The following is a 14165-nucleotide window of genomic DNA, read 5'->3' as shown; positions in this document are numbered from 1 at the left end:
TCGTTCGATGGGTCGGATTCGCGGGCTCGTGGCAGCATGTTCGGTCCCCTTTTTTAATTCCCTAAGGTCTCTCGATTCGAAGCCAGACCCGGCTGAAAAGACTGAGATAGACCGCTATCCTGGACTTCTGGTTCGTCTCTAACGATAAGGATTTGGTATCAGCACGGTGACCAATACTGGCATTGGGCCGCCGCTAGCACATTCGGCGCTATCCATATGCTCTATCGATATTTAAATTTCCCTTCTTATATCTATAAAGTTCCGACTTCTCAGTCACGCCTATTCTGGAGTCGGAGTTCTCATGCCAGCAGCCTCCCAAGCTTCCACATCCGCGCATACGCCGGACCAGCAGTTCGATGTGCGTCCATTCACCGAAAAGGTGGGCGCGGAAATCGTCGGGCTTGACCTGTCCCAGCCGCTAAACGATGCAGACTTCGCTCGCGTGCATCGCGCGCATCTGGATCACCACGTCGTGGTGTTCCGTGATCAGCACATCACCCCGCAACAGCAGATCGATTTCAGCCGCCGTTTCGGTGTGCTGCAGATTCACGTGCTCAAGCAATTCCTGCTCGCCAACCACCCGGAAATCCTGATCGTTTCCAATATCGTCGAGAACGGCCAGCCGGTGGGGTTGGGCGATGCAGGTAAGTACTGGCACTCGGACTTGTCCTATAAAGAGCTGCCGAGCCTGGGTTCGATGCTCTACGCCCAGGAGCTGCCAAGTGAAGGCGGTGACACATTGTTCGCCGACATGCACCAGGCCTGGGAAACCCTGCCTGAACACTTGCGCAAGGCTGTCGAAGGCCGCAGCGCCGTGCACAGCTACACCTCGCGCTACCGCGACGGGCACAACGCCGAAAACTGGCGCCCGACCCTCAGCGCCGAGCAGTTGGCGCAAGTAGCCGTAGTCAGTCATCCGATCGTGCGCACGCACCCGGAAAACGGCCGCAAGGCGCTGTTCGTCAGCGAGGGTTTCACCACCCACATCGTCGGCATTCCCGAAGACGAAAGCCGCGCGATTCTGAACGAGCTTTATGCGCACAGCGTGCGTGCGCAAAACGTCTACCGCCATCAATGGCAGGAAAACGACATGGTCTTCTGGGACAACCGCTCGCTGATTCACCTGGCAGGCGGCACCCCTGATCATCTGCGCCGACGCCTGCACCGCACCACCATCCAGGGCGACGCTCCGTTCTGATTCATGCACTGCTTTCTGCCCTGAATGAAGGAGCCCCGTTTCATGAACGCTGTTCTGCAAAGCCACACGGCTAGCAATCGCTCAAATGCGCAACAGGCCAATCAGCCTACCGCTGAAGCGCTATTGCAAGTCCAGGGCGTAAGCCTTGAATACCGCACGCCGGAACGCGTGGTGCGGGCCACTCATCAAGTCAGTTTCGAGATCGATCCGGCGGACCGCTTCGTCCTGCTCGGCCCATCGGGTTGCGGCAAGTCCACGTTGCTCAAGGCGGTCGCCGGTTTCATAAAGCCCAGCGAAGGGCAGATCCGTCTGGCCGGTCAGCAGGTCAAGGAGCCAGGGCCGGACCGGATCGTGGTGTTTCAGGAGTTTGATCAACTGCCGCCCTGGAAGACAGTGATCGAGAACGTCATGTTCCCGCTGCTGGCCTCGCGCACGCTCAAGCGCCGTGAAGCCGAAGAACGTGCCCGGCATTACCTGGAAAAAGTCGGCTTGAGCGCGTTTGCCAATGCGTATCCGCACACCTTGTCCGGCGGCATGAAGGCGCGAGTGGCGATTGCCCGGGCGCTGGCGATGCAACCGAAAATCCTGCTGATGGACGAGCCGTTCGCCGCGCTCGATGCCTTGACCCGGCGCAAGATGCAGGAGGAGTTGCTGGAGCTGTGGGAAGAGGTGCGGTTCACGCTGCTGTTCGTCACCCACTCCATCGAGGAAGCGTTGGTAGTGGGCAACCGGATTCTGCTGCTGTCCCCACATCCGGGGCGCGTGCGTGCCGAGATCAACAGCCATCAATACGACCTGAAAAGCCTCGGTGGTGTTGATTTTCAGGCTACCGCGCAGCGTATCCATCGGCTGCTGTTCGACGAGGGCGAAGCGCCTGCGGTGGAACAGGATCTGCGGTTTCAGGACATTCGCATCGCCTATTAATGTGCGCCCCGTTTTCTTGCAGGGGCGTGGTGCCCCGCGATTGCATTCTGTCTGCGCCAGCTATTTTGACGGACACTTTGCAATCGCGGGCAAGCGCTTTCCTACAAGGGCGGTGGCCCTGACGAGACAACACCATGAGCTTTTCACCCCCCATTCGCGAGGAATACGAAATCGCGCTGGAGCCTTTCACTCAGGAAGACCTGGCCCGCGAAATCCCCTTGGCACAACGTATCTGGCAACTGAGCTGGGTGCGCAAGAGCGTGATCCTGATTGCCTTGGCGGTGATCTGGGAAATCGCTGCGCGCATTCAAGGGAATGACCTGCTGCTGCCCGGTTTCATCGATACCGCCAAGGCGTTTATCGATGGCATCGTCACGGGCGAGCTGCTGAGCAAGGTATGGATTTCCCTGACCGTGCTGGTCAAGGGCTACCTGATCGGCATCGTCCTGGCATTCGCGCTGACCACGCTTGCGGTCTCCACACAGCTGGGTCGCGATCTGCTCGGCACCCTGACCGCGATGTTCAACCCGCTGCCTGCCATCGCGCTGCTGCCACTGTCGCTGCTGTGGTTTGGGCTTGGCGAAAACAGCCTGATCTTCGTGCTGGTGCATTCGGTGTTGTGGGCCTTGGCGCTCAATACCTACGCGGGCTTTCTCGGGGTTTCCGAAACCCAGCGCATGGCCGGTCGCAACTATGGCCTCAAGGGCTTGCGCTTCGTCTGGTACATCCTGATTCCCGCCGCGCTGCCGTCGATTCTGGCGGGTCTGAAAATCGGCTGGGCATTCGCCTGGCGCACCCTGATCGCTGCAGAGCTGGTGTTTGGCGCGTCCTCGGGCAAGGGCGGGTTGGGTTGGTACATCTTCCAGAACCGCAATGAGCTGTACACCGACAAGGTGTTCGCGGGTCTCGCGGCCGTGATCATCATCGGCCTGCTGGTGGAAAACCTGCTGTTCAGCAACGTCGAGCGCTTGACCGTCAAGCGTTGGGGTATGCAGCGCTGAGCAGGCAATAAGAAGAAAAACATGCTGAATGACCGGGGTAACCGGGCCTTCAGCTATCGAACACTTTCGAGTTTCATTGTGAGGATTTCATGGGGTACACCAAACCTTCGCGAGCACGTTCGCTCCCACACGTGATGACGGCACTGGCGGCCACCCTGGGTCTGACTGGCGCGCTGTTGAGCAGCAGCGCGCATGCCGAAGGCAAGATCAGCATCGCTCAGCAGTTCGGTATCGGTTATCTGATCCTCGACGTGGTGCAGCAGCAGAAACTGATCGAGAAGCATGGCAAGGAAGAAGGCATCGATATCAAGGTCGACTGGAACAGCATTTCCGGTGCCACGGCAATGAACGAAGCGCTGCTGGCCGGGGCTCTGGACGTGGTCTCGGCGGGTGTACCGCCGATGCTGACCATCTGGGACCGGACAAAGGGCAAGCAGAACGTCAAGGCGATCGCCTCTCTGGGGTCGATGCCCAATTACCTCCTGAGCAACAAGCCTGAAGTGAAGACCTTGAACGACTTCACCGACAAGGATCGCATTGCCGTGCCTGCTGCAGGCGTGGGCTTCCAGTCGCGCACCTTGCAGATCGAAACCGCCAAGTTGTTCGGTAACGACAACTACAAGAAATTCGACAACATCTCCGTCAGCCTGCCGCACCCGGATGCTACGTCAGCGTTGATCGCAGGCGGTTCGGAAATCAGCGCGCACTTCTCAAGCCCGCCGTTCCAGTATCAGGAGCTGGAAAACCCGAACGTGCATAAAGTGCTGAGCTCGTACGATGTGCTGGGCGGTCAGGCCACGTTTAACGTGCTCTACACCACCCAGAAATTCCATGACGAAAACCCGAAGACCTACAAAGCCTTCTATGACGCGCTGGCCGAAGCCGAGCAGATCATCAAGGCTGATAAAGCCGCAGCGGCGAAGACGTACATCGACGTCGAGAAATCCAAGCTGCCGCTGCCGTTGGTTGAGAAGATCGTGTCGGACCCGGAAATCGACTTCACCGTCGTCCCGCAACGCACTTACATCTACGCCGACAAGCTGCATGAGATCGGCGTGCTGAAAAACAAGGCCGACAGCTGGAAGGATTTTTTCTTTGAAGAAGCCTACGGTGGCGCGGGCAGCTGATTTTGGACTGAAAGGGTACCTGTGGGAGAGGCAGGAGGTTACGACGGCGGCGGGCGTGGTGGGTCAGCTACCATTGATGCGACTGACCCGCCGCATTCGCGGTTGTCGCACAGCTCCGGCTGCTCCTACAGGTAGGGTGTCGTTTTGATCGTTCCCACGCTCTGCTTGGGAATGCCGCCTTTGACGCTCAGCGTCGGCAGAGTCAAATGATGTTTCGCAGATTGGGGAGGGGCGGTGAATCGCGGCCCTCAATCCGGCCAATGCCAGGCAGGCTCATCGAGCATGCCCTGGCCGACGATTCCGGTCTGTCCCAATTCCTTCTCCAGTACGATGCAGTTGCATTCGGGATCCTGCTCCAGCGCGGCGATCAGGCGGCTGGCGTGGGAAACAACCCAGACCTGACAGCGCTGCGAAGCACTCATGATCAGCCTGGCCAGCGCAGGCAGCAGATCAGGATGCAGGCTGGTTTCCGGCTCGTTGAGGACCATCATGGTCGGCGGCCGTGGCGTCAGCAGGGCGGCGATCAGCAGCAGATAACGCAATGTTCCATCCGACAACTCGGCCGCTGACAAGGACCGCAACAAACCCTGCTGGTAAAACTCCAGCGCAAACAGTCCACCGCCCTGAGCGTTTATCTGGATGCGCGCGCCGGGGAAGGCGTCGCTGATCGCGGCATCCAGCGCTTCGGGCTCGCCGATTTCGCGAATCGTCTGCAAGGCTGCCGCCAGGTCCCGCCCATCGTGGTGAAGCACCGGCGTGCGCGTTCCCAGTTGCGGCTTGCGTGCAGGCGCGTCGGCGTCGCTGCGAAAGTGATCATAAAATCGCCAGCCGCGAATGCTCTCGCGTAGTTGCAGCACTTCCGGCGACGAGCGCAGGTTCCCAACCTGATCAAACAGGCTGTCGTAGGTCGGCGTGTGTTGCGCCAACACATCCCAGCTGCGGCCTTCGCGGGCGCGGATCATGGGGCCTGCACGGTCGACCAGCAAACTGGCAGGCCGATACACCGCCCCGGCCCAGATGCACTCGCGCTTGATCTCAGGGTCCAGGCCGAAGGCCGTCGGCGCGTCAGGCGGCGAGGGCAGGCCCAGTGAGATCGCGTAGCTGAAGTCCTCGGACGCGAAGCCCAAACGCAGTCGGACGACTTCCTTGCGCGGCCCACCCTGAATCTCGGCTTCGCCATTGCGCATGCGTCGACTGATCGTTTCCGGCCCGGCCCAAACGGTCGACTTCAATCCGCCTTCGCGCGCCAGTGCATGGATAACGCCACCCTGTGCCGTTTCAGCGAGCAAGCGCAGTGCGCGATACAAATTCGACTTGCCGCTGCCGTTGGGGCCTGTAATCAGATTCAGACGCGCAAGGGGCACCACCAGCGTATTGATCGAGCGGTAGTTGGCCACGGCCAAGGTAGTGAGCATCGAGCGTTCCTTGCTGTTAATGTGCGCAGCTGGCGAATCGGGCTGGCGCAGTTTAGCTGTGCAAGGAACCCTGATCTACGCTCGCAGTCGCATGATCACGTTAAGACGACGCTCGGCAGCGTGATGCACGCAACGGCATTGGCACAAGGAGCTTGCATGCCTGCTCAACCCCCGGTTTTCAAACATGGCCTGACGGTCCTGACGCTCGGCGTGTGCCTGGCGTTGGTGTCAGGCTGCAGCAAGGAAAAACCCAAGGACCCTGTACTGCCGCGAGTGCAGGTGCAGGAGGTCAAGACCGCCGAATTCGCCGCTGCCGTCGCGCTCACTGGCGATATTCAGGCGCGCGTGCAGACCCAGCTGTCGTTCCGCGTGGGCGGCAAGATCATCCAGCGCATGGTCGATGTGGGCGATCGCATCAGCCCCAAGCAAGTGCTGGCCAAGCTTGATCCCAAGGACTTGCAGACCAACGTTGACTCGGCCATTGCTGCCCAAGCCGCTGAACAGGCCCGTGTGACGCAGACCGCTGCGGCGTTCGTGCGTCAGGAAAAACTGCTGCCCAAGGGTTACACCAGCAAAAGCGAATACGACTCCGCGCAGGCACAACTGCGCGGCAGCCAGAGCGCGTTGAAGGCGGCCCAGGCGCAGCTGGCCAACGCCCGCGAGCAACTGGGCTACACCTCGCTGATCGCCGATGCACCGGGCATCATCACCGCGCGGCAGGCCGAGGTCGGTCAAGTGGTGCAGGCCACGATGCCGATTTTCAGCCTGGCGCGTGACGGAGAGCGCGATGCCGTGTTCAACGTCTACGAGTCGCTGTTCGTCAACCCGCCCACCGACCAGCCAGTCGAGGTCACGTTGCTGGATAATCCGCAGATCAAGGCAATGGGCAAGGTGCGGGAAATCACCCCGGCGGTCTCGGCACAGACCGGCACGTTACAGGTGAAAATTGCCCTGGCATCTCTGCCTCCGGGCATGCAGCTGGGGTCGGTCGTCAGTGCAGCGTTGAAGGTGCCTGCCAAGCAGAGCGTCGAGTTGCCGTGGTCGGCCTTGACCAAGGGCTTGGGCGATCAGCTCGGCCAGCCGGCGGTATGGGTGGTCGACGACCAGAACAAGGCCAGCCTGCGCGGGGTGACGGTGGGCCGCTACCTGACGGGCAAGGTGATCATCATCGACGGTTTGAATAATGGTGAAAAAGTGGTCGTCGCTGGCAACCAGTTGCTGCATCCGGACATGCAGGTCGAGCTGGCCGATGCCCGGAAGAACGCGGCAGGAGCGCAGCAATGAAGCGCCTGTCGGGGATCGTGCTTGGCGCGCTGCTGATCAGTGCATGCAGCAAGGAAGAACCGCCGCCGGAGCCTGTGCGCCCGGTGCTGTTCGTTGAAGTCAAACCCCAGTCCGAGGAAAGCCTGGGCCGTTTTGCCGGCAACATCGCCGCACGTTATGAAAGCACCCTGGGCTTTCGCGTCTCGGGTCGTATCGCTCAGCGCAGCGTGGACGTCGGCGCCGAGGTGAAGAAGGGCGACATGCTCGCCGTGCTCGATCCGACCGATCAACAGAATCAGGTGCGTTCCACTCAGGGCGATCTGGCGCGAGTCCAGGCGCAACTGATCAACGCCCAGGCCAATGCCCGCCGCCAACAGGAACTGTTCGATCGCGGCGTCGGTGCCCAGGCTGCGCTGGATGTCGCGGTGACGGACCTGAAAACCTCGCAGTCCTCCTATGAGCAAGCCAAGGCTGCGACACAACAGGCCAAGGATCAGTTGAGCTACAGCCAACTGCGAGCCGATCACGACGCCGTCGTAACCGAGTGGAAGGTCGAAGCCGGGCAGGTCGTCAGCGCTGGCGAACAGGTGGTGACGCTGGCCCGACCGGATATCAAGGAAGCCGTCATCGATCTGCCCGGTTCGCTGGCTGATCAGTTACCCAAGGGCGTGGTGTTCAAGGTCGCCAGTCAGCTGGACCCTGACATTAACACCACCGCGACTGTACGCGAGCTGGAGCCGCAGGCTGAAAGCACAACCCGCACGCGTCGGGCGCGTTTGACCCTCGCGGATACACCATCGTCGTTTCGCCTCGGCACGGCGATCAGCGTGACCCTCAGTTCCGCCATCGAGCCGCGCATCGAGTTGCCCGCCAACGCACTGCAGGAGGTCGACGGCAAGACCCAGGTATGGATCATCGACACCCAAAACCAGACTGTGTCGCCGCGCCCCGTGCAGGTCGTCAGTCGCGACAATGACAGCATAGTGCTGACAGGTGGCGTCAGAGGCGGTGAGTTGGTCGTAACGGCCGGTGTGAACAGCCTCAAACCGGGGCAGAAAGTTAAAGTCGATAAGGACAGCCCACGATGAAAGGGAAGTTCAACCTCTCCGATTGGGCCCTTAAGCATCAATCTTTCGTCTGGTACCTGATGTTCGTCGGCTTGCTGATGGGCGTGTTCTCGTACATGAACCTGGGCCGTGAAGAAGACCCCTCGTTCACCATCAAGACCATGGTCATCCAGACCCGCTGGCCGGGCGCCACGGTGGACGAAACCCTTGAGCAGGTCACCGACCGCATCGAGAAAAAGCTCGAGGAACTCGACTCCCTCGATTATGTGAAGAGCTACACCCGCCCGGGCGAATCCACGGTGTTCGTGTACCTGCGCGACACCACCAGTGCATCGGCGATTCCGCAGATCTGGTATCAGGTCCGCAAAAAGATCGACGACATTCGCGGCACGTTCCCTCAAGGGTTGCAGGGCCCCTCGTTCAACGACGAGTTCGGTGATGTCTACGGCTCGATCTATGCCTTCACCGCCGACGGCCTGACCATGCGCCAGCTGCGCGATTACGTCGAACAGGTGCGGGTGCAGATCCGCGACGTACCGGGGCTGGGCAAGGTCGAGATGATTGGCCAGCAGGACGAAGTGCTGTACCTGAACTTCTCCACTCGCAAACTGGCTGCATTAGGGCTGGATCAACGGCAGGTGGTGCAGAGCCTGCAGTCGCAGAACGCGGTGACCCCGGCAGGTGTGATCGAGGCCGGACCTGAGCGGATTTCGGTCCGCACCTCCGGGCAGTTCACCTCGGAGAAGGACCTGGAAAAGGTCAATCTGCGCCTCAATGACCGCTTCTACCGGTTGAGCGACGTTGCTGAAATCACTCGCGGTTATGTCGATCCGCCCAAGCCGTTGTTCCGCTTTAATGGCAAGCCAGCCATTGGCCTGGCGATTGCGATGAAGAAGGGCGGTAACGTCCAGGAATTCGGCAAGCAGTTGCATGAACGCATGGATGAGGCTACCGCCGACCTGCCTATTGGCGTTGGCGTGAATAACGTCTCGGACCAGGCCCAGGTCGTTGAAAAGGCCGTCGGCGGTTTCACCAGCGCCTTGTTCGAAGCGGTGGTGATCGTATTGATCGTCAGCTTCATCAGCCTCGGCATGCGTGCCGGTCTGGTGGTCGCATGCTCGATCCCGCTGGTGTTGGCGATGGTCTTCGTGTTCATGGAGTACAGCGGCATCACCATGCAGCGGATCTCGCTCGGTGCGTTGATCATCGCCCTCGGCCTGTTGGTGGACGATGCCATGATCACCGTGGAGATGATGGTCTCGCGCCTGGAAAAGGGCGAATCCAAGGAGCAGGCCGCAACCTACGCCTATACCTCCACAGCGTTCCCGATGCTCACCGGTACGTTGGTGACGGTGGCCGGTTTCGTGCCCATTGGCCTGAACGCCAGCTCGGCGGGGGAATACACCTTCACCCTGTTCGCGGTGATCGCCGTGGCAATGCTGGTCTCGTGGGTCGTGGCGGTGCTGTTCGCGCCGGTGATTGCGGTGCACATTCTCAGCGAAAACGTGAAGAAGAAAGATGAGCACGACAAGCCGGGCCGCATTGCGCGTGCGTTTAATGGCTCGATGTTCTGGGCCATGCGCCATCGCTGGCTGACCATCATCATTACTGTGTTGCTCTTCGCGACCTCGGTGTTTTGCATGCGCTTCGTGCAGAACCAGTTCTTCCCGTCTTCGGACCGCCCCGAGATTCTGGTCGACCTCAACCTGCCGCAGAACGCCTCGATCAACGAGACACGCAAGGCCGTGGACAGGCTGGAAGCAACGCTTAAGGATGATCCGGACATCGTGCGCTGGAGCACTTACATCGGGCAGGGCGCCGTGCGTTTCTACCTGCCGCTGGATCAGCAACTGGAGAACCCGTATTACGCGCAGTTAGTGATCGTCAGCAAAGGCCTGAAGGAACGTGCAGGGCTGATGGATCGCATTAACAAGCGCCTGCGTGAAGACTTTGTCGGTATCGGCACCTATGTCCAGCCACTGGAAATGGGGCCTCCGGTGGGGCGCCCGATTCAATACCGCGTCAGTGGCGACAGCATCGACAAGGTTCGCCAGCACGCCATCGATCTGGCGACCCTGCTTGGCAAGAACCAGCACATCGGCGAGATGATCTACGACTGGAACGAGCCCGGCAAAGTCCTGCGTATCGACATCAACCAGGACAAGGCGCGGCAGCTGGGGCTGTCCTCCGAGGACGTGGCGCAGCTGATGAACAGCATTGTCAGCGGTTCGGCTGTCACACAAGTGCGCGATGACATTTACCTGATCAACGTAATCGGCCGCGCGGTGGACATCGAGCGTGATTCGCCAGAGACCTTGCAGAACCTGCAGATCGTCACGCCGCAAGGCACATCCATCCCGCTGCTGGCGTTCGCCAACGTGCGCTATGAGATGGAGCAACCGCTGGTTTGGCGTCGCGACCGCAAGCCGACCATTACCCTCAAGGCTGCCGTGCGGGATGAGATGCAGCCAACGGATCTGGTGAAAGAACTCAAGCCCGAGATCGATAAGTTCGCCTCGGACTTGCCCACTGGTTACAAGATCGCTACCGGTGGCACGGTAGAGGAAAGCGGCAAGGCCCAAGGCCCGATCGCCAAGGTCGTGCCGCTGATGCTGTTCCTGATGGCTACGTTCCTGATGATCCAGTTGCAGAGCGTGCAGAAGATGTTCCTGGTCGCCAGTGTCGCGCCGTTGGGCCTGATCGGCGTGGTGCTGGCCCTGGTGCCGACGGGAACGCCGATGGGCTTCGTGGCGATTCTCGGGATTCTGGCGCTGATCGGCATCATCATCCGCAACTCGGTGATTCTGGTGACGCAGATCCATGAATATGAAATCGCCGGCTACCTGCCATGGGATGCCGTCGCCGAAGCCACCGAACATCGTCGTCGGCCGATTCTGCTCACCGCTGCGGCGGCCAGCCTGGGCATGATCCCCATTGCCCGCGAGGTGTTCTGGGGGCCGATGGCCTACGCGATGATTGGCGGCATCATCATCGCGACCTTGCTGACGCTGCTGTTCCTGCCAGCGCTGTATGTGGCCTGGTACAAGATCAAGGAGCCGACCCAAGAGCAGCGGGAGAAGGCTGAACAGGACAAGAAGCACATAGCCGAGGAAAAGGGCACTGACGATGAGGGGGATCAGAGTGAGCCAGCGCCTACGCGCTGAGTTGCGAGGGCCTTCGTGATTTTAGGACGTGTCTGAGAGACGCCTGCAGGCGTTCCGATTAGGGTCGACACCCTCCATGGCTCAGGGGTGTCGATATGTCGGGGTTTTTGTTGCGCGCCGTGTGCTGGCTGTGCGCTTTCGTCTGCGGGCCTGCGTCGGCCGGTGAGGCACTGGACAACGCAATTTGGCGGGTTGATGTGGATCCCTCGACGTTGGCGATTCGGGTGCAGCCCGCCGGACAAATGTGGGTGGACGTCTCCACGGGCGTCGCCACGCACCCAGTCAGTCAATTTAAGCGAACATCAAATCGACTCACTTGGCAGTGGAATGAGGGCGCTTGGTCGCTCGAAGCACACCTTGATCAGCGTGAATTGCTGCTAACGCTCAGGGCCCGCGAGGCGGGTGTGCTGGATATTCTCAATCAGCCCGCTGATGCGATGGGCAGGGCGCTGATATGGCCGCCTGCCGAAGGGCATTACGTGCCCAGGGGCGATGCCGTGTGGCAGCGGTTTCTGGTCGGGCAGGGTGAACTCAATACCACGCAGGACCTGAGTCTGCCGCTGTGGGGCATGCACCACGGCACGTTCAGTCTCACTTGGATGATGACCCACCCATTCAACAACCGACTCGTGCTCAAGGCCGAAGGCGACGCCCTGGCGATTTCCGCCCGTCATGAATTCACCTCGCTCGATCCTCACGCGCCCCTGACCTTTCGCCTGTACCTGGGTGACCCGGACCCGCTGGCCGGGGCGCGTCATTATCGGCAATGGCTAATCGACACTGGCGCGTACCTGCCCCTTGAGGAAAAATTCGCTGCGACCCCCGAAGCCCGCAAATTGCTGGGCGCGACACATCTCTATTTATGGGGCAATGATTTGCTGGGCCCGGACGATGTCCGTTCCTGGCCACGTTTGCTCAAGGTTCTTGCGTCTCCGGCACCTCTGGCCGGTCGGCTGTCGAAGCTCATGGATGCCGAGGCGAGCGCGATACTCCAGCGCAAAAGCGCACCGGTGCAGCGATGGGAGCAGATCCGGGTGCTGCGCGGTTTGAACCAGGCGTTCAATTCAGTAGCCCGAGACCAATGGCGCTCCGAGTCGAGGCCGAACATGCGGCGCCTGGCGGGGAGCTATGGCGAGCTGCGAGCGCAAGTTGCCCAGCTTTTTGGCGCAGCCCTCACTGATGACCCTTCCACGTGGGGCGGCATGCTGTCCGCGAAGAACATCGATGCGATGCGTGCTGCCGGTCTCACGCACTTATGGCTAGGCCTCGGCGAAGGGTGGGAGGGCGGCCTGTGGCATCCCGAAGCGGTTCGAGCGGCCGTGCAGGCGGGCTATTTGATTGCGCCCTACGACTCATATGAGACAGCGCTTTCCGACAACGAGAATCCAGACTGGACCACCGCCCATCTGGGCAGCGATGCGCACCGCGACTGCGGGATCGTCCTCAAGGACGGCAGGCCCAGGAGCGGCTTTCAGCAATCCGGGCGATACACCGATCCGCGCTGTGTCCGGCCTTTGCTTGAGGCACGCGTGCAAGCAATCCATGAGGTGGCCGGGTTCAACAGCTGGTTTCTCGATGCCTACGCCACGGGAATGGTGTTCGACAGTTACCGTCCCGGTGCGAGCCTGACCCAAGCGCAGAACGCAGAAGCCAACGTCGATGGGGCGCGGTGGATCGCCGAGTCACAGGGGCTGACTGTCGGCTCCGAGGACGGCAACGCGAGCACGTCTCAGGGCATCCTCTTTGCTCATGGAATGCAGACGCCGGTGATTGGCTGGGGTGACCCTGACCTGGCCCGCAACAGGACCTCACCCTGGTATCTGGGCAGTTGGTATCCTCCCGAACAGCCTGCCGTTTTCTTTAAGCCAGTGCCGATCAAGGAGCCTTATCGCCGCGTGCACTTCGATCCGACGACCCGTCTGCCGCTCTATCAGACCGTGTTCCACGGCTCGGTCATCACCACCCACCATTGGCTGTTCGACAGCCTCAAGCTCAGCAACGTCCAGATTGAGAACGAACTGACGCAGCTGCTCTACAACGTGCCGCCGCTCTACCACGTGAGCCGCGAAACGCTGAGCAGACGGTTGAAGGCGATACAGCGCCAAGACGCTTTTTTCCGCCCTTTGCATGAGCGTCTTGGGACGCAAGCAATGACCGGGTTCCAGTGGTTGACTCACGACAAGCGAGTTCAACAAACCACGTTCGCCGATGGCACACGGCTGGTGGCGAATTTTGATGGCACGGCCAGGGACGTTGGCGGCCAGGCATTCGGGCCGCACAGTGTGACGGCGATTGGGCTCGATGCAACGGTGGTGACCTATCAGGTTCTGCGCCAGACACTCGCCAACCAAGGTTGCTGCTCTCTGGGCAAGCCTTCTGGCCGGTAGTAATGCTCGATCTCGACAAACCCTGCTTCGGTCAGCAACGCACACCATGAATCCAGATCATGAAACGCGCCATAACGCTCGCCTTTCCAGCCTTCCTGGTTGTTGCCGCGCGGATTGGAACTGAACAGCACGCCGCCGGGTTTCAACGCTGCGCGCAACTGGCTCAGCACCCGCGGCAGTTCCTGTCTGGGTACGTGAAACAGCGAGGCGTTGGCGAAGATGCCGTCAAACTGTTCGGAGGGTAGGTCGAGCTCCAGAAAATTTTGCTGCAGCACCTCACACCCGCTGTCGGCGCGGGCCATCTCGGCGAAGCGTTGCGAACCGTCCAGCCCGACTGCGACATGCCCCAAGGCTTTGAACGTGCGTAAATCCCGCCCTGGTCCGCAACCGAAGTCGAGAATCCGAAACGGCGCAACGCCTCGAATATTGCGCAACAGGGCATCGATGTTCTGGCTGACATCGTGATCCCGAGTGCCTTGGCGAAAGCCCTCGGCCACATCGTTGTAGTTGCCCAGCGTTGTCGAGGTGATCTGAGCGAGGTCCTGTGGATCGAGTTTCATCGTAGGCCGATTCTGAGCGCAAGGAGCCGCCAATATACCCCGGCGCGGGATCACGGTTG

Annotated in this window: 10 protein-coding genes; 8 read left to right on the top strand and 2 right to left on the bottom strand. The window is 60.5% G+C overall.

Annotated features, from left to right (window positions below; genetic code table 11):
- Positions 1-301 precede the first annotated feature (301 nt).
- The 4 genes from B3I26_RS19430 to B3I26_RS19415 all read left to right on the top strand — a co-directional run bounded on the left by B3I26_RS19430 (position 302) and on the right by B3I26_RS19415 (position 4250).
- On the top strand, positions 302-1198 hold the full coding sequence (locus B3I26_RS19430; protein WP_296260003.1) for a TauD/TfdA dioxygenase family protein: 897 nt from the start codon (positions 302-304) through the stop codon (positions 1196-1198).
- Positions 1199-1240: 42 nt separating this feature from the next.
- Positions 1241-2122: an ABC transporter ATP-binding protein gene (locus B3I26_RS19425; protein WP_296260001.1), complete on the top strand. Its 882-nt coding sequence runs from the start codon at positions 1241-1243 to the stop codon at positions 2120-2122.
- 134 nt (positions 2123-2256) lie between these two features.
- Positions 2257-3123, top strand: a complete 867-nt coding sequence (locus B3I26_RS19420; protein WP_296259999.1) for an ABC transporter permease — start codon at positions 2257-2259, stop codon at positions 3121-3123.
- Between the two features lie 89 nt (positions 3124-3212).
- Complete coding sequence (locus tag B3I26_RS19415; protein ID WP_296259998.1) at positions 3213-4250, top strand: ABC transporter substrate-binding protein; 1038 nt, start codon at positions 3213-3215, stop codon at positions 4248-4250.
- Positions 4251-4498: 248 nt separating this feature from the next.
- On the opposite strand, the gene B3I26_RS19410 is transcribed toward B3I26_RS19415, so the two are convergent.
- Positions 4499-5665, bottom strand: a complete 1167-nt coding sequence (locus tag B3I26_RS19410; protein WP_296259996.1) for an AAA family ATPase — start codon at positions 5663-5665, stop codon at positions 4499-4501.
- 156 nt (positions 5666-5821) lie between these two features.
- Here B3I26_RS19410 and B3I26_RS19405 point away from each other — a divergent pair, with 156 nt between their 5' ends.
- The 4 genes from B3I26_RS19405 to B3I26_RS19390 all read left to right on the top strand — a co-directional run bounded on the left by B3I26_RS19405 (position 5822) and on the right by B3I26_RS19390 (position 13546).
- The gene (locus tag B3I26_RS19405) at positions 5822-6949 is read left to right on the top strand and encodes an efflux RND transporter periplasmic adaptor subunit (RefSeq protein WP_296259994.1); all 1128 of its coding nucleotides are present in this window, start codon (positions 5822-5824) and stop codon (positions 6947-6949) included.
- Positions 6946-8016: an efflux RND transporter periplasmic adaptor subunit gene (locus B3I26_RS19400; protein WP_296259992.1), complete on the top strand. Its 1071-nt coding sequence runs from the start codon at positions 6946-6948 to the stop codon at positions 8014-8016. Before B3I26_RS19405 ends, B3I26_RS19400 begins: the two co-directional genes overlap by 4 nt.
- Positions 8013-11159: an efflux RND transporter permease subunit gene (locus tag B3I26_RS19395; protein WP_296259991.1), complete on the top strand. Its 3147-nt coding sequence runs from the start codon at positions 8013-8015 to the stop codon at positions 11157-11159. The genes B3I26_RS19400 and B3I26_RS19395 overlap by 4 nt, the downstream gene beginning before the upstream one ends.
- A 95-nt stretch (positions 11160-11254) precedes the next feature.
- Positions 11255-13546 carry a glycoside hydrolase gene (locus B3I26_RS19390; protein WP_296259988.1) on the top strand — a complete coding sequence of 764 codons (2292 nt, stop codon included), beginning with the start codon at positions 11255-11257 and terminating at the stop codon, positions 13544-13546.
- Here the strand turns inward: B3I26_RS19390 and B3I26_RS19385 are convergent.
- The gene (locus B3I26_RS19385) at positions 13480-14106 is read right to left on the bottom strand and encodes a class I SAM-dependent methyltransferase (protein ID WP_296259987.1); all 627 of its coding nucleotides are present in this window, start codon (positions 14104-14106) and stop codon (positions 13480-13482) included. The genes B3I26_RS19390 and B3I26_RS19385 overlap by 67 nt on opposite strands.
- Between the last annotated feature and the right edge of the window lie 59 nt (positions 14107-14165).

Origin of the sequence: Pseudomonas sp. UBA5706, from assembly GCF_002419965.1 — a bacterium.
Lineage (GTDB): Bacteria > Pseudomonadota > Gammaproteobacteria > Pseudomonadales > Pseudomonadaceae > Aquipseudomonas.
Note: the sequence above shows the minus strand (reverse complement) of the source record. Positions and strands in the feature narration are given on the sequence as shown.